The organism is Plesiocystis pacifica SIR-1 (assembly GCF_000170895.1).
In the GTDB taxonomy this organism is placed as follows: Bacteria; Myxococcota_A; Polyangia; order Nannocystales; family Nannocystaceae; genus Plesiocystis; species Plesiocystis pacifica.
In genome coordinates this window covers 51197-69712 of sequence record NZ_ABCS01000014.1, presented here as the reverse complement: position 1 = coordinate 69712, position 18516 = coordinate 51197, and the positions used below count along the sequence as shown (strand labels likewise).

14 protein-coding genes are annotated in these 18516 nt (G+C 73.8%); 5 read left to right on the top strand and 9 right to left on the bottom strand.

Annotation, left to right across the window (positions count from 1 at the left end; all coding sequences use genetic code 11):
* Positions 1-8 precede the first annotated feature (8 nt).
* On the top strand, positions 9-464 hold the full coding sequence (gene atpC / locus PPSIR1_RS42290) for an ATP synthase F1 subunit epsilon (RefSeq protein WP_006970810.1): 456 nt from the start codon (positions 9-11) through the stop codon (positions 462-464).
* A 62-nt stretch (positions 465-526) separates the two neighbouring features.
* Here the strand turns inward: atpC and PPSIR1_RS09465 are convergent, their stop codons facing one another.
* Positions 527-1165, bottom strand: coding sequence for a prolyl hydroxylase family protein (locus PPSIR1_RS09465; RefSeq protein WP_006970809.1), 639 nt, complete (start codon positions 1163-1165; stop codon positions 527-529).
* Between the two features lie 95 nt (positions 1166-1260).
* Between PPSIR1_RS09465 and PPSIR1_RS09460 the strand changes: the two genes are divergently transcribed.
* The 4 genes from PPSIR1_RS09460 to PPSIR1_RS09445 all read left to right on the top strand — a co-directional run bounded on the left by PPSIR1_RS09460 (position 1261) and on the right by PPSIR1_RS09445 (position 5454).
* The gene (locus tag PPSIR1_RS09460) at positions 1261-2928 is read left to right on the top strand and encodes a hypothetical protein (protein WP_006970808.1); all 1668 of its coding nucleotides are present in this window, start codon (positions 1261-1263) and stop codon (positions 2926-2928) included.
* Positions 2929-3214: 286 nt separating this feature from the next.
* Positions 3215-4021 carry a GAF domain-containing protein gene (locus PPSIR1_RS42285; RefSeq protein WP_006970807.1) on the top strand — a complete coding sequence of 269 codons (807 nt, stop codon included), beginning with the start codon at positions 3215-3217 and terminating at the stop codon, positions 4019-4021.
* Positions 4018-4266 carry a hypothetical protein gene (locus PPSIR1_RS09450; RefSeq protein WP_006970806.1) on the top strand — a complete coding sequence of 83 codons (249 nt, stop codon included), beginning with the start codon at positions 4018-4020 and terminating at the stop codon, positions 4264-4266. Before PPSIR1_RS42285 ends, PPSIR1_RS09450 begins: the two co-directional genes overlap by 4 nt.
* A 48-nt stretch (positions 4267-4314) precedes the next feature.
* Entirely contained in the window at positions 4315-5454 is a 1140-nt protein-coding gene (locus PPSIR1_RS09445) for an NADP-dependent oxidoreductase (RefSeq protein WP_006970805.1), read from the top strand.
* A gap of 168 nt (positions 5455-5622) precedes the next feature.
* Here PPSIR1_RS09445 and PPSIR1_RS09440 read toward each other — a convergent pair whose 3' ends face one another.
* The 8 genes from PPSIR1_RS09440 to PPSIR1_RS09405 form a co-directional block, all read right to left on the bottom strand.
* On the bottom strand, positions 5623-6189 hold the full coding sequence (locus PPSIR1_RS09440) for a hypothetical protein (protein WP_006970804.1): 567 nt from the start codon (positions 6187-6189) through the stop codon (positions 5623-5625).
* Between the two features lie 74 nt (positions 6190-6263).
* The gene (locus PPSIR1_RS09435; protein ID WP_006970803.1) at positions 6264-7115 is read right to left on the bottom strand and encodes a hypothetical protein; all 852 of its coding nucleotides are present in this window, start codon (positions 7113-7115) and stop codon (positions 6264-6266) included.
* Between the two features lie 66 nt (positions 7116-7181).
* Positions 7182-8942: a hypothetical protein gene (locus tag PPSIR1_RS09430; RefSeq protein WP_006970802.1), complete on the bottom strand. Its 1761-nt coding sequence runs from the start codon at positions 8940-8942 to the stop codon at positions 7182-7184.
* Positions 8939-9811 carry a mechanosensitive ion channel domain-containing protein gene (locus PPSIR1_RS09425; protein WP_006970801.1) on the bottom strand — a complete coding sequence of 291 codons (873 nt, stop codon included), beginning with the start codon at positions 9809-9811 and terminating at the stop codon, positions 8939-8941. The genes PPSIR1_RS09430 and PPSIR1_RS09425 overlap by 4 nt, the downstream gene beginning before the upstream one ends.
* A gap of 15 nt (positions 9812-9826) precedes the next feature.
* Positions 9827-14170: a cation:proton antiporter gene (locus PPSIR1_RS09420; RefSeq protein ID WP_157595368.1), complete on the bottom strand. Its 4344-nt coding sequence runs from the start codon at positions 14168-14170 to the stop codon at positions 9827-9829.
* Positions 14167-15615 (bottom strand): TrkH family potassium uptake protein, encoded by a 1449-nt coding sequence (locus PPSIR1_RS09415; protein WP_006970799.1) that lies wholly within the window; start codon positions 15613-15615, stop codon positions 14167-14169. Before PPSIR1_RS09415 ends, PPSIR1_RS09420 begins: the two co-directional genes overlap by 4 nt.
* A complete protein-coding gene (locus tag PPSIR1_RS42280; protein ID WP_086001171.1) occupies positions 15612-17054 on the bottom strand; it encodes an NAD-binding protein in 1443 nt (480 codons plus the stop codon). The genes PPSIR1_RS09415 and PPSIR1_RS42280 overlap by 4 nt, the downstream gene beginning before the upstream one ends.
* Positions 17051-18436, bottom strand: a complete 1386-nt coding sequence (locus PPSIR1_RS09405) for a cation:proton antiporter (protein ID WP_006970797.1) — start codon at positions 18434-18436, stop codon at positions 17051-17053. The genes PPSIR1_RS42280 and PPSIR1_RS09405 overlap by 4 nt, the downstream gene beginning before the upstream one ends.
* Between the last annotated feature and the right edge of the window lie 80 nt (positions 18437-18516).

Below are 18516 nucleotides of genomic sequence, written 5' to 3'. Positions count from 1 at the left end.
AGACTGCCATGGCCGAGTACCTCAACCTCGACATCCTCACCCCCGACGGGCGCGTCAACCTGCGCTCGACGGAGGACGAGGCGAGCAGCGAGAACACCGCCATCGAGGTCGAGGGCGTCGAGCTTCCGGCGGCCCTCGGCGAGATGGGCGTGCGTCCCCGCCACCTGCCCTTCCTGACCCCCGTCGTCCCCGGCGTCGTCCGCTTCCGCTTCGGCGGCCAGGACCGGCGCATGGCCGTCGGCCGAGGCTTCCTCGAGGTCTCCAAGGACGGCACGGTGACCATCCTGACCGAGCGGGCCGTCCGCTCCTGGGAGGTCGACACCGACGCGATCAGCTCTGAGCGCGACGAGGTCGAGGAGGCGCTGCAGGAGTTCCGGACCGCGCCCATCGACGACGCCCGCTCGATGAAGCTCAAGGCCCGCCGGGCCTGGTTGGACGCCCAGCTCCGCGCCGCGCAGGCCTGAGCCTGACCGGAGCACGGGCCTCGAGCCCCGACAAAGCCGCGCTGGTGACAGCGCGGCTCTTGTCATTTGGGCGGCGGCATGGCGTACATGACGTCGGTGCGCAGCACGTACTTGCGCCCCGCGGTCACGGCCGCGCCCTCGTGGAACATGGGGTGGGGGAAGACGAGCACGCGGCCGGTCTTGGGCACGGCGCGGTCGGTCTCCTGCCAGCCGCCGCTGGCGTGGCTGCCGTAGCCGGGGCTCGAGAAGAACAGGGTCTCGCCGCCCTCGAAGTCTTCGTTGAGGTAGACCAGCAGGCTCAGGCGCGAGCGCTCGCTGCGATCGGGGCGGGTGAAGTGCCCGTCGCGGTGGAGGGCGAAGCGCTGGCCCGGGTCGTAGCGGTAAAAGCGGAGGCGCTCGTTGAGGCCGGTGAGCGGCAGGTCCTGGCTGTACATCCAGGTCGTCGGCGGGAGCACGGGGCGCAGGCGCTCGAACAGCGCGGCGGCGGCCTCGGGGTCGTCGACGAGGGTCCGATCGTTGTTGCGGATGTTCGCGTTGCGGACCTCGCCGCGGCCGGTGTTGATGGGGGCCTCGCCGAAGCCCAGGGCCTCGCCGCGCTCGATCCACGCCCGGCACTCGTCGGCCGTGAACAGGCCGTCGACGGTGAAGCACAGGTCCTCGTCGGCGAGGGTGCGCAGGTCGATCGCGGTCCCCGAGTCCATGGATTCAGGGTGAGGGGGCGGGCGCGGCCGCGCACCCGGGTCGCCCTTGCGCAGGCTCACTCGGGGCTGAGCGCGGTGCGATACCCTGTTCGGGGATGGGCAGCGCGACGGAGCCCGGCGAGGCTGGGAGCTCGCCCTGGCGCGAGCGGGGTCTGCGGGTCCTGGTCGCGCTCGTCGTGCTGGTGATCCTCGGCGGCTGCATGCCCTACTTCGAGGCTCTCCTCGACGCCAACGAGCGCCCGCGCCTGCTCTCGGCGGTGGCCTTGGTGGAAGAGGGGCGCTGGCGCGTGGACGGGCCGCTGACGGCCCACGTGCCGCCGGGGCCGGACGTCGCCCGGGCGGTGGACGGCTCGCTCGTGCCCAACAAGCCGCCCGGGGCGACCCTGGTCGCGGCCCTGGCCTACGGGCTGTTGAAGCTGCGCGGGGCCGTGGATCTGCGCAGCTTCACCGTGCTGACGCGGGTGCTCGGCGGCCTGCTGCCGACGCTGCTCCTCGCCCTGAGCCTGTGGCGGCACGAGCGGGCCTGGGCGCGCGCGCTGGCGAAGCCGGGGCAGGGCAGGCGCGCGGCGGCCCGGGTGGACCTGGCCGTGCTCGCGTGGCTGCTCGCAACGCCGGCCTGGGCCAACGCGAAGCTGTGCTTTGGCCACGCCTTGTCGGCCTGCGCCCTGGGCTGCGGGTTGATCGTGCTAGTGGGTCCGCCCCGACCCGAGGGCGAGGGCGAGGGCAGCACGGCTCGGGACGCTGGCCGAGCGGCCCTGGGCGGGCTGCTGGCAGGCTCGGCCATCCTCGCCGAGTACACCGCCGCGTTCGCGGGCGTGGCCATCGGCGCGTGGCTCCTGGTTCGAGAGCGGCGCCGCCCGGCGGTGATCGGCGCGGCGCTGGCCGGGGCCCTCGTGCCCGTGCTGGCCCTGGCCGCCTACCACGACGCCGTGTTCGGGGGCCCGCTGGTCACGGGTTACCACCGAGCCGACCACGCCGAGTTCGCGGCGATCCACAACCGCGGCCTGCTTGGGCTGCAGCTGCCCACCGCGACGAGCCTCTACGAACACCTGATCTCGCCCTGGGGCGGCCTGCTGGCCTGGGCGCCGCTGTGCGTGCTGGGCTTGCTCGGCGGCGTGCACGGCAGCCGCGGCGAGCCCTCGGCCGAGCGCAGCCGTCAGCGCCTCTTCCTCGCCGTCGCGGCCAGCTTGCTGGTGGTCCTCGTTGGCCTCGAGCAGGGCGGAGGCTGGCGCGTGGGCCCGCGCTACTATGTCCTGGCCATGGCCCTGTGCGCGCCGGGCCTGCGGGCGCTGTTGGCAGCCCTGAGCGCGCCCGCGCCCGCCCTGTCCCCGGTTACGCGGACCCTCGGGCTCGGCCTGCTCCTCGGCCTGTTCGGGGCCTCGGCCGTCGCCAACTTCCTGGCCGCCAACTACTTTCCGCACCTCATCCCCCACGGCAACCCCCTGGGCGACCTCCTGTGGCCCCTGGCGCTCTCGGGCCGCGCCCCCTGGGGCCTGCCGCCGGCGCTGGTCGGGGCCGCGGCGCTGGGCCTGACAGGGGCCGCGCTGTGGCGCTGGCATCAGAGCGAGGCGGAGCTGGGTCTGGGGGTGTGGCTGGTCGGGGGTGGCCTCGCGCTGGCGCTGGCGCTGGCCCAGGCCACGCTGCCCGCCTCGGACATCGACCACGCCCTCGAGCTCGAGACCATCGAGCGAATCTGGGAGCCGAGCCCAGACGCGCCGCCGCCAGCCTCGCCGGTCTTCGACGAGGTCGCGCGCGAGCCCTGAGGCCGGTCTCGCGGCGCCTTGCGAGCTGGCAGCGCGAGTAGTGTCTACTTTCGACTCGGTGCTTCAATTGCATGTCTTTGTGGTAGCCGAGCCCCAGACGCGAAGACAATGAGCGGGTGGATCCGTCAGTGTTGCCGATTGAGCTTCCCAAATCGGGACTCGTTGTGGAGCGAGACTGCGCGTTTTGCTGGCCCAAATCGCCACAGTTGAAGTCGTGAAGTGTGTGAATTGCTACCTCGATAACGGCGAGGGTGCCAAGCCGAGGAACTCGTGCTTGGCTGGAGGCGTGGCAAATCTGGATGCGAAGGAGCGGCTCGCGGCGCTGCGCGGCGGGGTCACGGGCGCTCAGCGGGACCCAGCGCTGCAGGCGATCGTCCGCGAGGCGGCGGACCAGGCGGGGACTCCCCTCGCCCTCGTCTCGCTGATCATGGGCACGATCCAGCTGTTCCGCGCCGACCATGGCCTGCCGCCCGAGCTGGGCGTGAGCCTGGCGACCTCCCGCTGCGACTCTTTTTGCCAGTTCGTGGTCCAGACCGAGGCGCCCTTCGTGGTCCGCCACGCGAGCGAGGACGCCCGGGTGCCCCAGACGGTGGTCCAGTCCCACTCGGTCCAGGCCTACGTGGGCGTGCCCGTTCGGGTGGACGGGCAGATCGTCGGCACGCTGTGTGTGCTGGACGTGCAGCCCCGGGAGTTTGGCGACGAGGTGGCGGCGGCCCTCGAGCCCCTGGCGGCTCGGGCCTCGGCGCGGCTCCAGGAGCTGGCGGACGCGGGCGCGCGCGGGAGCCGTGGGATCGATGGGGGCCCGCCGCGGACCCTCGGCGAGGCGGTGGAGGCCGCGGCGGACCTGGGCTTTCGGGCCCGCTTGCTCGAGCGGGCGATGGTCGAGGTCGGGCCGCTCACGCGCGTCGGCCAGGCCCTGGGCGAGGGCACGCTGAGCACCGCGCTCGCCCTGCAGGCGGCCGAGCTGCTCACGGAGGCCGCGCCGGTGTTCGAGCTGCTCGTCGAGGAGGCCCGGCAGCTGCGCCACGCGAGCGCGCGGCTGCACGAGGCGCTCGAGAGCCTGCACGCCGGGACCGACGAGGAGGGCGCGTGAGCACGCCCTACGAGCTGATCGAGGACTTTCGTGCGCGGCACGTGGGCAAGGGCAGCGGCTTCGCCATGTCGCGCCTGGTCCTGCTCGCGCGCATCATCCCCGAGGAGATCACGCCGGACATGGACGACCCCGCCCTCGCCGAGCGTCTGTGCGCCGCGATGGCGCGGATCGACGCCCACGAGCGTCGGCTCGCCCGGGCGCGCAGCAAGGCGCGGGCCGCAGACGCCGGGATCCGCCCCACGTAGCTCTGCTTTCGCTCGGAGCGATCGCGCTCGACGTGCGAGAGTGCGCCCGTGGCCGGGAAAGACCACCTCTACGGGGCGCTCGCGCGGGTCGTGCCCAGCCGCTTCACGCCCCACGTGCCGGACGATCCCCAGGCGACCATGGCGGCCGTTCGCTACGCCCGTCACGGCGGCCTCGAGGTCCTCGAGTTCGTGGCCGAGCACCCGCGCCCCCAGCCCACGAGCCGGCACATGCTCGTGCGCGTGGGCGCGGCGGCGGTCAACCCCGTGGACTTCAAGCTGCGCCGAGATCAGGTCGCCGAGCTCGCGGTGCCGCTGCCGAAGATCCCCGGGACGGACCTGGCCGGCGAGGTCGTGTCGGCGCCGCCGGGCTGCCCCTTTGTCCCGGGCGATCGCGTGTTCGGGATGATGCCCCTGCTGGGCACGCGCTGGGGCAGCTGCGCCGAGTTCGTGCCCGTCGAGGCGCGCTTTGTGGCCCGCACCCCGGCGAACTGCTCGGACGCCGACGCGGGCTCCCTCCCCCTCGTCGGGCTGACGGCGCTGCAGGGGCTGGCCCCCGCGCTAAAGGCCCTCGAGCGCGAGCGGGGCACGTTGGCGGGCTGTCGCGCCCTGGTCCAGGCGGCGTCCGGCGGGACCGGGAGCGTGGCCGTGCAGCTCCTCGCCCGGGTCCACGGCGTGGAGGTGATCGGGACGAGCGGTCCGGCCAAGCTGGACTTCGTGCGCAGCCTGGGCGCCGCGACGGTCCTCGACTACCGCAGCCAGGACTTCGTCGAGCACGTGCGCGGCGTCGACCTGGTCTTCGACCCCCTGGGCTACCGCTACGCCGAGCGGACCCTGGACAGCGAGGTCCTGCGCCGGGGCGGCCACTACGTCCACCTGGCGAGCTCCGACTGGGCCCAGCCCCGGGCGACGCTGGGCTCGATCCGCGAGGCCCGGCCCCTGGCCATCGCCCGGGACTACGCCTGGCAGGCGCGCACCCGCGTCGGCGCGGCCCTGGGCATGTCGCGGGTCCGGGTCCACCACGTGTTCGTGCACCCCGACGGCGCGGGCATGGCCGAGCTCGCCGGGCACCTCGAGTCGGGGGCGCTGGTCGGCTGCGTGGAGCGACGCTTCGCCCTCGGGCAGGTCGCCGAGGCCCACGCCCACGTCGAGGCCGGACACACCCGGGGCAAGGTCGTGGTCTGCCCCTGAGCGGAGACGGGGAGAGCGGCCACTTCAACACGCATGATTTGAAATGCGATCAGTCTGGACAATCGACGGCCTACGCCGCCTTCGAGTTCACCTGGGCGCTGAAGGGAAGAAGACCCCGCTGGGCGGGTCGTCGAAGGCCTCGAGGCGCTCGAGCTAGCGAGGCCGAGCTCAAGGGATGTGCAGGTCGTAGGGCTTGGGCGGGACCCAGTCCTGCTCGATGGCGACCAGGCGATCGCAGCGGCGCATCCCGTCGCTGTCGGTGAGGACGAGCTCGGGGTGGGCGGCGACGCGGGCCTTGATGTCGGCGAGCACCGACTTGGTCAGCACGGGGTCGCGGCTTTGGATGGTCAGGCCGCCGATGGGGTTGAGGGTGCTGGGGCTCGACCAGGTCACGAGCCAGCGATCGTCGCGCTCGTCGACGACGGCGACGCTCCACCGCCACCGAGGCAGGCGCAGGGCGCCCTCGCTGCGGCTGTGGAAGCGGCCCGGGGTCTCGAGCTCGGCGGTGCCCAGGAGCACGCGGCGGGTCGGGCCAAACAGCGCGGACTTGCGAAAGCGCAGCTCGTGGCGCAGCCGGGGCTGGCCGTCGCGGCCGCTGGCGTGGGGCAGCAGATCGAGGCGCGCGTGGTTGCGGTCGCGCCAAAAGCTCGCGTTGCTGGCCAGGATGTACCAGGCGCCGACGAGACGCTCGGTCTCGACGGGCAGGGGCGTGATCTCGGCGGAGACGGTGAGCATGCGGTCGCCTCGGGGAAGTAGCATCGCGGCCCGGGCGGATCCACAGTTCCCCGCTCGCGCGGACGGGAGCGCTCCTAGAAGCGACCCTGCACACCCACGCCGAAGCCCCCAGGTAGGAAAAAGCCCGTGGGCTGGGTCGGGACGGGGGGCAGCGGGCGACGGCGCCATCCGCCCGTGGCGGCGTAGTTTCGGGACCGGCGCTTGCCGTAGATCAGGGTCAAGGGCGCGGCGACGGCCAGGGACAGCCCGCCCGCGACGATCATCGAGGCCGGGATGGGCCCCTGGACCTGGTCGCGGGCGAGGAACAGCGATCCGCTGAGCACGGCGACGGCGCCAAAGTTGATCGACATACCGCCCGCGGTGAGCAGCCCGGCGCCCTGGGGCAGGGGCTCGACGCCGCGGATCCGCATCCACCGGCGGTTCTTGCTCATGCGGTAGAGGCCGAGGCCGAGGGCGCCGACGCCGACGATGCCCAGGCCCGTGCCGGCGACGAGGATCGGCACGCGATCGTCGCCAATCCCGGAGATGGGGTCGCCGCCGGTGAGCAGCCAGGTCGCGCCGACGGCCACGGGCAAGAGCATGGCGCCGGCCACGATGCCGCCGGCTCCGTCGGGGGGCGCCGTGCCGATGCTCGAGCCGTAGAGGGGGCTGTAGTCGAGGTCGTCCTCTGGGGGCGCGGCGGGGGCGGGGCCTTCGACGCTCGCGGGGTCGCTTCCCTCGTCCTCGGTCTCGCCCTCGGGCGGCGGGACGGCGAAGTCGATGCCGCCGGTGGGCAGCTCGGCCGGCTCGCCGGGCTCGGCCGCGTCTGCGTCGCTGGTCGCGGGCGCGCTGGGTTGGGGCTCGGTCGCTTCCGCGTCGCTGGTCGCGGGCGGAGGGGTCGCGGGGCCGAGCAGCAAGCAGGCGCTGATGAGGGGAGCGAGGGCCACGGGAGCTCCATGGTAGCCCGAGCTCGCCGCCGAGACTCAGAGGGGAATCACGGGTCTACCTCCCGCTCAGGGGGAGTCATCTGCCCCGAGCGCGAGCATCAGGTTTCGAAGCATGCGGACGTCGGCGTGGAGGCCCTCGTGGTCGGGCTCCGCCGCGCTGGGCTCTTCGGACTCCGTGGCGCCCTCGCCCTCGTCCTCGCCTGGTGCGTCTTCGCCCGCCTCGGCGTCCGGGGTCGGAGGCGGTTGTTCGGGCGCGTCCGGGAGGTCGACGAGGGCCTCGTCCGGGGGCTCGCCGACGGTCATGACCGGGTGCTGGTAGCGCAGATAGGCGCCGAGGGCCGGGATCGAAAGTTCATTGCTGAGCAGGATCTCTCGATCCTCGCGCGCGAGCACGTCCCGGGTGAGGTTCGCGTCCTGCTCGTCGATGTGGCCGGAGACCAGGGCGTAGGGGCTCGGCTCGCCGTGGCTCGGGCGATCGAGGCCGATGACGATGGTCGGTCGGATCCCGCTGCTCGCGGCCCAGCGCGCGTGCTCGAGCTGCCCGGCACCGCGGCCGCCGTCGGCGGTGAGCAGGACCAGCAGCGAGCGGTGCGAGCGAATGCTGCGGCGCTGCCAGTCGGCGAGCTGGGCCATGGTCGCCAGGGTCGTGAGCAGGCGCAGGGTGTCGCGCTCGCGGTTGTGGGGGTCGGGCGTGTCCCAGGCGCAGGTCAGCACCACGGCCTCGTCGGGGCGCTCGCGGCCGGCGGTGCGGGCCATGAGGTTGTGGGTGGTGAAGGTGCGCTCGCGGGTGGCGAGGTCGAGGTCGAGGACCGCGAGGGTCCCGGCCTCGAGGCGCGCGGCGACGGCCTCGGAGCTGCCCGCGTCGAGGAGGCCGACGAGGGCGAGGGCCTCGGCGGGGACGTCCTCGGCGCGCCGGAGCTTGCGAGCCCAGCGGGCCCGGAAGCGCTCGATGCCCGGGCCCTCGTCCTGGGTCAGGAGCACGCAGGCGACGGCGCCGGCCTCCCGGGCGGCCGCGGCCAGGGTCGCCACGCGCTCGGGGGCGTCGTCGTCGAGGAGGTCGAACTTCTTGGGCGCGCGCAGCCACGCCACGCGCCCAGAAAGGGCCGCGGGGGGGAGCGCGTCGCCGGCGTTGAGCAACGGGCTGGGCAGCAGCCCGACCTCGACGCTTGGCAAGCCGGGCTGGTGGAAGGCGCCGCCGCTGGCGAGATCGAGGGCGTCTCGGGGAAGGTCGGCGTCCGCTTTTGTCGGCGCCTCGGTTTCGTCCGGCTCGGACTCGGGGCCCTCGTCCTCGCTCGGCGGCGTGGGCGTGGGCGCCTGTGCTTCGGGCGTGGGGCTGGCCTCGCCGCCCTCGCCCTCGACCTGGGCCTTGGCCTCGCCCTCGTCCCGGGGCTGGACCCGCGTCGGCGTGGCCTCGCCGCGCAGCTCGACGAGGGCGGGGGCGTCGGTGGGCTCGACGGTCGAGAGCTCGACGGGTTGGCGCCAGCCGCCGCGGGTGCCTGCGGGGTCGAGGCCGAACTTGGCCAGCAGCAGCTCGAAGTGGTGCACGACGTAGTCGTCGTCGACGGCCCGGTCGCGCAGGTCGCCCTGGATCAGCCGCGAGCCCTCGGAGCCGAGCAGCTCTTCGGTCAAGGCGCGCAGGGTGGCCTCGGCGTCCTCGAGCTGATCGGGGATCTTCGGGGGCAGGGTGGGGAAAGCGAGCGCGGACGCGGACGCGGGCTCGAGGTCGAGGATCGGCTCGATCTTGCAGCCCGCCGCCGCGAGGCCGGCGAGCCCGCCGAGCACGAAGGCCCGTCGGCTCGGGTGATCGGGGCGCTTGGCGTCGCTCACGGCGAGCCCTCCTCGCTGGCGCTGCCGGGCTTGCCGACCGGGTCGGGCAGCACCCGGCCGAGCAGGGCCAGCAGGTGGGCCTCGACCTCCGTCGACGAGGTCGCGGCCCAGGTATCCATGCGCACGCTCAGCCGGCCCTTGCCGCCCTCGCCGGTGCTCGCTTCGTGGCGGATCTCGAGCTCCGTGCCCGCGCGTCGGTAGGGCGAGCACCACAGCTCGCGTCGGGCCCGGGCGAGGGTCGCGGGGGCTAGGTCGTCGGGCACGGGGACGGACACGGCGATGGGCACGGCGGCGCGGCGGCTGCCGACGACGATGGGCAGGCGATCGAAGTCGACGGCGGGCACGTGGGTGATGCCGCCCGCGCCCGTGCGCAGGCTGACCCGGAGCAGCCCGATGTCGCGGACCGTGCCCTCGAGCGCGCCGACGGTGACCAGGTCGCCCTCGCGCAGGCGCGTGCGCGGGATCAGGGCCAGGCCCGCGCCGAGGTTGCGCAGGTGGGTGGGCGCGGCGATGGTCGCCATGCCCACGCCGAGCAGCACGACGGCGCTGCCCAGGGTCGGCGCCTGGGACAAGAAGGGTCGCAGCACCCCGAGGACGACCATCCCGAGGGCCAGCACCCGGCTCGCGCTCGCGGCGTAGCCCAGGCGGTGGCGGACGTCGAAGCCCAGGCGCCAGGTGGTCCGCACGGCCAGCGGCCCGAGCACGGCCAGGGCCACGGCCAGGGCGAACACGAAGGTCCAGCCGGTCAGCAGGGCGACGGGGCGGATCGTCAGCAGGGCCTCGAGCTCCCCGTCGATGCGCGCGCCGAGGGGCGTCGCGGGGGCGACGCTCGGGGCGTTGGCGAGGGCGAGGGCGAGGGTCGTCAGCATGGCGTCACGCGTCCGTCAGGCGTCGGGCCCGGAGGGCAGCACGGCGAGCTCGCTCAGCTCGATGCTGAGCAGGTCGCGGACCAGGGGAGGGCAGCGCAGGTTGTTGTGGTCGTCGCGGACCAGCAGGGTGCTGGTGGTCAGGAAGTGCAGCCAGCGGGCGAGCTCGTCCTTGGGTCGGCCGAGGGCGCGGGCGAGCTCCTCGGCGCGCACCGGGCCGAACTCGAGGATCACGGCGAGGATCGCCAGTGCCGTCGCGGGCAGCTTGCGCACGAAGGGCAGGTCGCGGTGCCCGGCGTTGCGGCGGATGTTGAGGGCCTCGCCCTCGCCGTCGACCTCGATGCGCCGGCACCACTCGACCATGGCCACGCGCAGGTTGCCGTCGGCCAGCTCGGCCAGGCGCGCGTAGTGGGGCAGGTCGGTCGGGCCGAGCTCGACGAAGGGCAGGGTCGCGAGCTCCCGGCGCAGGGCCGACTGGGGGAAGCGCAGCTCGAGGTGGCTGATGCGGTGGCGCGAGGACAGCAGCTCGCCGATGGCGTGGGCGGCCGTGGGGCGCTGGGAGCGGACCGGCCCGTCGCGCTCGGTGGTCGGGGCGCGGAAGCTCGCCGGCCGACCGGCGTCGGGGCCCAGGCCCGCGCCCAGGTCGACCCCGAGCTCGAGCAGCTCCGCGAAGCCCACGCGCAGCGGGGTCAGGCCCTCGACGCGGCGGTAGAAGGGGCGGCCCACGGCGACGAGCCAAAAGCAGGTCCGGCGGGTGTGGGCGACGAGGCGCAGCAGGATGTCGAGCTCGTCGAGGGCCGCGCCGCCGAGGGGCAAGAGCACCTCGAGGTCGTCGATCACGATGGCCCGGTGGCGCTCCTTGAGGTGGTCGAGGACGGCCTGCTCCGTGGCCTCGCAGCGCAGCTCGGCGGCGAGCAGGGGCAGCACGCCGGCGCGCGCGAGGGCCAAGCTGGTGTGCTGGCCGCTGCGCTCGCGCCCGCCCAGGGTCAGCAGCTCGCGGGAGCCCAGGCGCAAGCTGGCGACGTTGAGCAGCGAGCTCTTGCCCGCGCCCGCGCGCCCGACCACGAGCACGCCGTTGCCGTGGTGGTGCTGCGTCCACGAGCGCTCGGCGCGGATGATCTGGCGCAGGGCCTCGCGGTTGACCACGAAAAAGCGCGGGTCGCGGACGGGCTCGGGCTCGAACAGGGCGCGGTACTCCGGCGGGAGCGGGAGGTCGCGCAGCTCCGTGGCCCGGACCAGGGCCGCGATCTCGGCGGCCGAGGGCAGCTCGAGGCCGGCGCGCAGCCGGTAGTCGCGGCTCAGGCGGGTCAGCAGGTCGTCGCCGCGGCCGCGGACGCGAGCCCACTGTGCCCGGACCCGGCCGCGGATCTCGACGAGGGAGCGGCCGACCTGGCGCCGGGCCAGATCGGTCTGCCGCCCGACCCAGCCGGCGGCGTCGCTGACCCCCGTGGCCTCCTCGAGGGCCTCCCACAGCCGCGCGTCGAGGGCGTCGAACTCGGCCTCGAAGCCGCGCGCGGCCCCGTCGAGGGCCTCGACCTGGACGCGGCGCAGCTCGACGAGGCGGGCCCGGAGGTGCTCGAGGCTGGCGTGCAGCGAGCCCGGGCCGCCGGCCTCGCCCTGGGCCCGGTGGGTGCGGTGGAACTCGAAGCTGCGCTCGGCGTCGCTGACCAGGTCCTTGGCGGCCGTCCGGGTGTCGATGACCAGCTTGGTGGCCTCGGCGATGGTCCGCTCGATCTCGGGGACGAGGCGCCCGGCGACCTCGCCGTCGACGAGCTCGCGGACCTCGACCTCCCGGGGGCGGATCAGCGCGGGGACGGTCGCGGTGGCGACGAGCTCCGTGGCCACGAGGTGCTCCGTGCCGGTCTCCCGGGCGAACACGTCGCGCAGCGCCCGGCGGATGGTCCGGCTGGTCGTCGAGCGGCGCAGCTCGAGCTCGGCCTGGCGCAGCTTCTTGAGGCTGGGCTTGGGCAGCAGGCCGCTGCACCGGGCCTCGAGCTTCATCAGCGCCTCGTCGTCGAGCTCGGCCTTCTCCTCGGTCTGCTCGAGCAGCTCGGTCAGGTCGCCCAGGCGCCGCTCGAAGCCCTGGAGCTCGCCGTCGATGGTCGTCTTGGCCCCGTCGATGCGCGCGACCACGCCGCGGCTCTCGGCCAGCTTGGTGTCGAGGCGCAGCAGCCGGGCGGTCACGGCCACGGTCTGCCAGCAGGCCTCGTTGACCTCGGGCCACAGCTCGGCCTCGTGCTGCAGGGCCGCGAGCTCGCGCTCGATGCCCGCCGCGGCCTCGCTGAAGTCGAGGTGGCGGGTGGGCATGGCCGGGGAGTCGATGCGCGCGAGCAGCTGGTGCATGCGCCGGGAGCCGGCGGTCAGGGCCCCGGCGATGATGCTCTTGGAGCTGGCCGCGAAGTCGTCGAGCAGGGTGTCGATCTGATCGGGCAGGTCCTCGGCCTCGATGCCCCCGGACAGGCGCCGGCGCAGGAGCTCGGCCAGCTCGGCGTCGGTCCGGCAGCTCTGGCGGAACAGCTCGAGCAGGGCCGTGACCAGGCGGGGCTCGAAGGCCTCGCGGGCGATGAGCCGCAGGGGCAGCTGGCGCTTGGCGGCGCGGCGGCTGCCCACGGCCACGCGCAGGCGCCGGAGGCTCTGGCGGGTCCGCGGTCCGAAGCCCTCGGTGTCGTCGGCGGGGGTGAGCCAGCGGGCCTCGAGGGCGACCTCGTCGCTGCTGTCGACGCGCTGGAGGTGGTTGGCGCTGGCCTCGAAGGCGACGGCGAGGCCCTCGGCGAGGGCGGCGACCTGGCTCCGCGGCGGGGCCTCGGCGAGGGCCACGAGGGCCGCGGGCGAGGCCGTGTCGAGGTGGGCGAAGGCCCGGCGGCGCACGGCGATCCACGGCTCGACGTGGGGACGCACGCCGCGGTCGAGGGTGCGCGCGAGCTCGGCGGACAGCTCCTTGACCCGGACCTGCAGCCGCGGGTCGAGCTCGTCGAGGACGAGCTCGCGGGTCGAGGGTTTGCGCGTCCGAGCCTCGGGGGCGTCGGGGTCGGCCTCGGCCTCGTGCCCCGCGGAGGTCGTCGCTGCGCCCTCGCCCTCGGCGGGCAGCTCCCCCGCGCGGCGCAGGCTCGCGCGCAGGGCCAGGGGACCGGCGAGCAGGTTGAGGGTGACCACCGCCATGCCGAGGTCCTGGATGGGCGCGGCGAGCTCGGGCAGGGCATTGGCCGCGCCCTTGACCAGGCCCAGGGTCACGCCGGCCTGGGGCAGGTAGGCGTACCAGGCGTTGTCGGCCACGGCCGGGGGCTCCGCGCCGACCCGCGCGCCGACCTTGGCGGCGACCCAAAAGCCCCCGCCGCGGACCACGAACAAGATCAGCGCCAGGGGCAGCAGGGCCAGGGTCGCCGCGATGTTGACGCTGGCCCCGGCGATGGTGAAGAACACCACGAACACCGGGAGCGAGACCATCTCGAGCGGGTGCAGCAGGTCGTGCTCGTAGTCGGAGAAGTTGCGGACCACGAAGCCCGCGACGATCAGCACCAGCAGCTGCTCGAGGTGGTAGGCGATGGTCAGCTCGGACACGACCAGGACCATGGCCGCGACGAAGAGCAGCATCTCGGCCTGGATCCAGCGCAGGTAGGCGATGAGCAGCCCGCCGAGCACGGCCCCGACGACGATCGACAGCCCGATCTCCTCGGCGACGTGGAGCAGCGCGTGGGCCCCCTCGCCGCCGCCGCTGAGCACCGAGCCCGCGGCCGCCAGGGCGACGGCCATGGCCACGACCACGACCAGATCCTTGAGCACGGCGATGCCGAGCACGAGCTCGGACAGGCGGCCCTTGGCCCCGGTCTCGGAGATGATCGCCAGGGCGATGGCCGGCGAGGTGCCGATGGACAGGGCGCCGAAGATCAGCGCCAGGGCGACGGCCATGCCCTGGGGACCCGATCCGCTCTGGAGCGGATGGAAGGCGGCCTCGGCCGCGATCAGGGCGAGGCCGACCAGCGGCGCGGCGATCACGATCTTGGCCCCGACGGTGCTCAGCAAGGTCCGGGCCAGGCGCTTGAGCGCGGCGAACTCCAGCTCGAGGCCCGCGGTCAGGGCGATCAGCCCGACGGCCAGGGTGTTGAACATCCCCATCTCGGTCACGACCTCCTCGCTGAGGACGTCGGCGGCCTGGGGGCCGAGGACCAGGCCCGAGAGGATGTAGCCCGTGACCTTGGGCAGGCCGACGCGCGAGAGCAGCTCGGCCAGGGCGAAGGCGGCGAGGATGACGAAGCCGATGGCGGCGAGGGTCAGGGGGTCCGGGCCCGCGCCGCCGTCGGTCTGCAAAAAGCGCAGCCCGAACATCATGGCCAGCAGGCCGAGGACGACGACGACCTTCTTCATCGGCGCCACTGCTCCGGGGAGAAGATCGCCAGCAGCACGAACAGCTCGAGGCGCCCGGCGATCATGCAAAAGCACAGCGCGAGCTTGCCCACGGCCGGGACCACGTCGAAGTTCTGGGCCGGGCCGACGGCGTCTAGGCCGGGGCCGACGCTCGACAGGCACGCGACGGTCGCGCTCATGGCGGAGACCAGCTCGAGGTCGAGGGCGACCAGCAACAGGGAGGTCGCGGCGAAGATCAGGAAGTAGGTGACGACGAACACCAGCACGCCGGAGACCACCGAGCGGGGCACGGCGGCGCGCCCGATCTTGATCCGCCGGACCACGTTGGGCGCGGCCAGGGAGCGGACCTCGCGGATGACGACCTTGAGCAGCAGGTAGACCCGGACGACCTTGATGCCGCCGGCCGTCGAGCCCGCGCAGCCCCCCATGAACATGGCCAAGAACAGCACGTAGCGGGCGATGTTCGGGTAGGTGTCGAAGTCCTCGGTCATGAAGCCCGTGGTCGTGGTCACGGCCAGGGTCTGGAAGCTCGCGTAGCGCAGGGACTCGCCGATGGCGGCGTGGCGCGGCCAGATCGACCACGCGACCACCAGGGTCACGACGAGGTTGAAGGCGAGGTAAAAGCGCAGCTCTGGGTCCTCGAACAGGGCGCGCCAGCGCCCGCGCACGGCGGCGTAGTAGAGGCCGAAGTTCAGCCCGGCGATGAGCATGAACAGCGCGGTGACCCAGTCGATGGCGGGGCTGTGGTAGGCGCCGATGCTCGCGGCCTTGGGCGAGTAGCCGCCCGTTCCCAGGGTCGACATCGCGTGGCAGATGGCGTCGAAGATGGGCATGCCCAGGGCGATCATCGCCAGGGCGCACAGGGCCGTGAGCCCGCCGTAGATCCACCACAGGGCCGTCGCCGTCTGGCGGATGCGCGGGCGCAGGCCCTCGGTGGTCGGCCCGGGGACCTCGTTGCGGAACAGCTGCTTGGCGCCCACGCCGAGGGTGGGGAACACGGCGACGAACAGGACCACGATGCCCATGCCGCCGATCCAGTGCATCTCGCAGCGCCACAGGTTGGTCGCCCGGCTCAGGCCCTCGATGTCGCCGACGACCGTCGCGCCCGTGGTCGTGAACCCGGACACCGCCTCGAAGATGGCCGCCGCGGGATCCAAGAGCGCGCCCTCGACCATGAAGGGCAGGGCGCCGAACAGGCCCATGACGCACCAGATCAGCACGACCACGCCGATGGCGTCCTTGCGGTGGAGGGCGTCGTCCTCGACGCCGCGGCCCAGGCGCGAGGCGAGCAGCCCGGACAGCGCAGCGGCCGAAGCCGAGACGCCGTAGGCGATCGCGCTGCGCATCTGCCCGTCCCACAGCGCCAGCAGCAGCGGCGCCAGCATGGTCAGGCCCACGAGCACGAGCAAGGGCGCGGCCATGCGCGCGATGGCGCGGGGGTTCACTCGGCGTCGCCTCCAGAGCCAGAGCCAGAGCCCGAACTGGATCCCGTGCTCGAGCTGGGGATCGAGCCGCCGGTGAGCGAGCTGAGGCTGGCCATGCCCTGGGCCCGTCGGGCCCGCCGTCGCAAGTCGCGCTCGAGCTTGGCGACGCGGCCGCTCGGGACCGCGACGATCACGTGGTCCTCGCGGCTGAGCACGGCCCGGGGCTTGGCCTCGCGCAGCTGGGCGCCAGCGATGAGCAGGGCCACGGAGCCTGTCGGCAGGGGCAGGTCGGCGACCTTGAGGCCGTCTTCGTAGAGGCGCAGCTCGACGATCTCGACCGGGAGCCCGTCGAGGTGGGCGCGGCCGACGAGGGCGGCCTCGCGGCTGCGCAGCAGCCAGGTGATGACCTCGACCACGGTCTCGTGGGGGCTGACCGTGCCCGACACGCCCAGGTGGGAGTAGACCCCGGCGTAGCCCGGGCGGTGGACGAGGGCGAACACGTGGTCGACCCCGAGCTCGCGGGCGAGCAGGGAGGTCATCAGGTTGGCCTCGTCGGAGCCGGTGACCGCGAGCAGGGCGTCGGCCCGGCCGACGTGCTCGTCGCGCAGGAAGGCCAGGTTGGTGCCGTCGCCGTGGAGGATCTGGACCTGGTCGAGCTGGTCCGCGAGGGCCCAGCAGCGCGCCCGGTCCCGCTCGATGAGGCGGTCGAGGAGGTGGCGGGGCCCGAGCAGGCGGGCCAGCTGCACGCCCACGTCGCCGCCGCCGACGATGGTGGTCTCGGTGGTCCCCGAGCTCGGGGTCAGGGCGCGGCCGAGCAGCTCCTCGAACACGGTCAGGGGCGAGCCCGCGAGCAGGACCACGTCGCCGACCTCGGCGTGCTCGACCTGGTGGACCGGGCGCAGGCTGCCGGCGCGGACGACCGCGCGCACGCTCTTGGGCCAGCTCGTGCCCCGGGCCCGGCCGGTGTCGACCAGGGGCGAGTCCTCGCCGAGCACGTGGCTGGCGATGTGCACGAAGCCCGCGGCGCAGGGGATGACCTGGCGGGCCCGGATCTCGGCGAGGCGGCGGAGCAGCTCCACGCCCACGAGCCGGCTCGCGCACACGGCCGCGTCGATGCCGAGGACCTGGCGCTCGATGCCCTGGGAGGTGACGTAGAACTCGGGGTCGTCGACGCGGGCGACGACCTGGGCCGCGCCCATGGACTTGGCGAGCGCCGCGATCACGAGGTTGACGGAGTCGATGGCCGTGACCGCCGCGACCAGCTCGGCCTTGTGGACCTCGGCCTCGGCGAGCACCGAGCGGTGGGTGCCGTCGCCGACGAGGGCCCGGGCGTCGAGGCAGTCCTCGGCCTCGGACACGGCCGCGGCCGAGCTGTCGATGAGGATGAGGTCGGCGTCGGCCTGGAGCGAGCGGGCGAGGTGGCGGCCGACCTCGCCGGCACCGATGATCACGATTCTCATGGCGCGGACTCCTGTTCTCCGACTCCGGCGGGCTGGATCCCGGGCCCGGCTTCGGCCTCGGCTTCGGACCGGTAGGGGTGCTCGGGGGTCACGTCGATCTCGGGCTCGTCGTCCCGCTCGTGCAGCTGGGTCCGCGGCCGGATCGCGCCGGCGTTGGCCAGCACCCAGCGCAGCGAGCGGGAGCTGAACAGGTCGGAGATCAGCATGGGCACGAGCACGGCGGTCAGCACGACGCCCCCCGTCGCCGGGTGATCCTGGGCGTAGCTCAGCGCGATGGCGGCCGCGAGGGTGCCCTGACCCAGCAGGCCCGGGCCGAGGCGGCGAAACTCCACGCCCTGGGTGAAGGTCGAGACGGCCAGGCGGGTCGCCCACAGTCGCGTGCCCAGGCGCAGGAGCAGGTAGGCCGCGGGGATCAGCCACATCAGCGGGCGCACGGGGCTCCAGCTCATGCCCGCGAACACCATCAACAGCACGGAGGTCGGGTGCTCGAGCTGATCGAGGTTCGCGCGCAGGCGATCGCCGTGCCCCGAGGTCGCCGCGACGGTGATCCCGGCCACGAGGTTGACGAACAGCGGCGACACGCCGAGGGCGTCGCCGATGCCCGCGGCGAAGATGACCACGCCGATGCTCGCGACATAGAGGCGCAGATCGTCCTCGGCGCCGCTGATGAAGATCGTGAACAGCAGCCCGGTGAGCCCGCCCGCGACGGCGATGACCATGGCCCACTCGGCGATGCTCAGGCCGTAGTCGCCCGCGGCGATGACGGCGCGGTCACCGGCGAGGGCCAGGCCAAACACGAGCACGGCGATGACCTGCCCGGCCGCGGCGAGGTCGTGGAGCAGCGTCACCGGGGGCCCCTCGGCGCGCCAGCGCAGCGCCGCGTTCTGGATCCCCGTGGTGCTCGCCACGCACGCGGCCGCGCCCAGGGTCAGGGCCAGCCACAGGGCCTCGCCGCTGGCCCACAGCTCGTAGAGGTGGGAGTCGTCGGCGAACACCGGCACGACGATGAGCGGATCGGGGTCGGCGAGGTGGCTGGGCTCGATCCACTGAAACAGGCCCAGGCAGGCCGCCGCGACCACCCCGCACACGATCAAGCCCGACAAGCTCCCGGCCAGGAAGTGCTCGAAGCGGCGCATGGCCTGGCGGGCGTGGAGCCCGATCATGAAGCCGAGCAGCCCGAGCATGAGGGTGATCAGCAGGTCGAGGGCCTCGAGCATCTCGGGCCCGACCAGGCCGTGGGGCGCCTGCGGTCCGATCAGCGCGCCGACCACGGCGTACTCGATGCCGCTGACCATGGCGACGCGCTCGGCGTAGCGGTGCAGCAGCCGGCTCACCGCGAAGGCGAACACGAGGAGCGCGACGAGGACGAGGGTGGTGTTCACGGCGGGCGGACGCTCTGCATACCACGCGACGGGCGGCGAGGGTCCTCGCCCTCGCTGCCCTGGTGGGTGTCCAGACTACT

Coding starts and splice junctions, on each gene's coding strand:
- atpC (WP_006970810.1), top strand. CDS start 9: ATGGCCGAGTACCTCAACCTCGACATCCTCACCCCCGACGGGCGCGTC.
- PPSIR1_RS09465 (WP_006970809.1), bottom strand. CDS start 1,165: ATGGACTCGGGGACCGCGATCGACCTGCGCACCCTCGCCGACGAGGAC.
- PPSIR1_RS09460 (WP_006970808.1), top strand. CDS start 1,261: ATGGGCAGCGCGACGGAGCCCGGCGAGGCTGGGAGCTCGCCCTGGCGC.
- PPSIR1_RS09440 (WP_006970804.1), bottom strand. CDS start 6,189: ATGCTCACCGTCTCCGCCGAGATCACGCCCCTGCCCGTCGAGACCGAG.
- PPSIR1_RS09425 (WP_006970801.1), bottom strand. CDS start 9,811: ATGCTGACGACCCTCGCCCTCGCCCTCGCCAACGCCCCGAGCGTCGCC.
- PPSIR1_RS09420 (WP_157595368.1), bottom strand. CDS start 14,170: ATGAAGAAGGTCGTCGTCGTCCTCGGCCTGCTGGCCATGATGTTCGGG.
- PPSIR1_RS42280 (WP_086001171.1), bottom strand. CDS start 17,054: ATGAGAATCGTGATCATCGGTGCCGGCGAGGTCGGCCGCCACCTCGCC.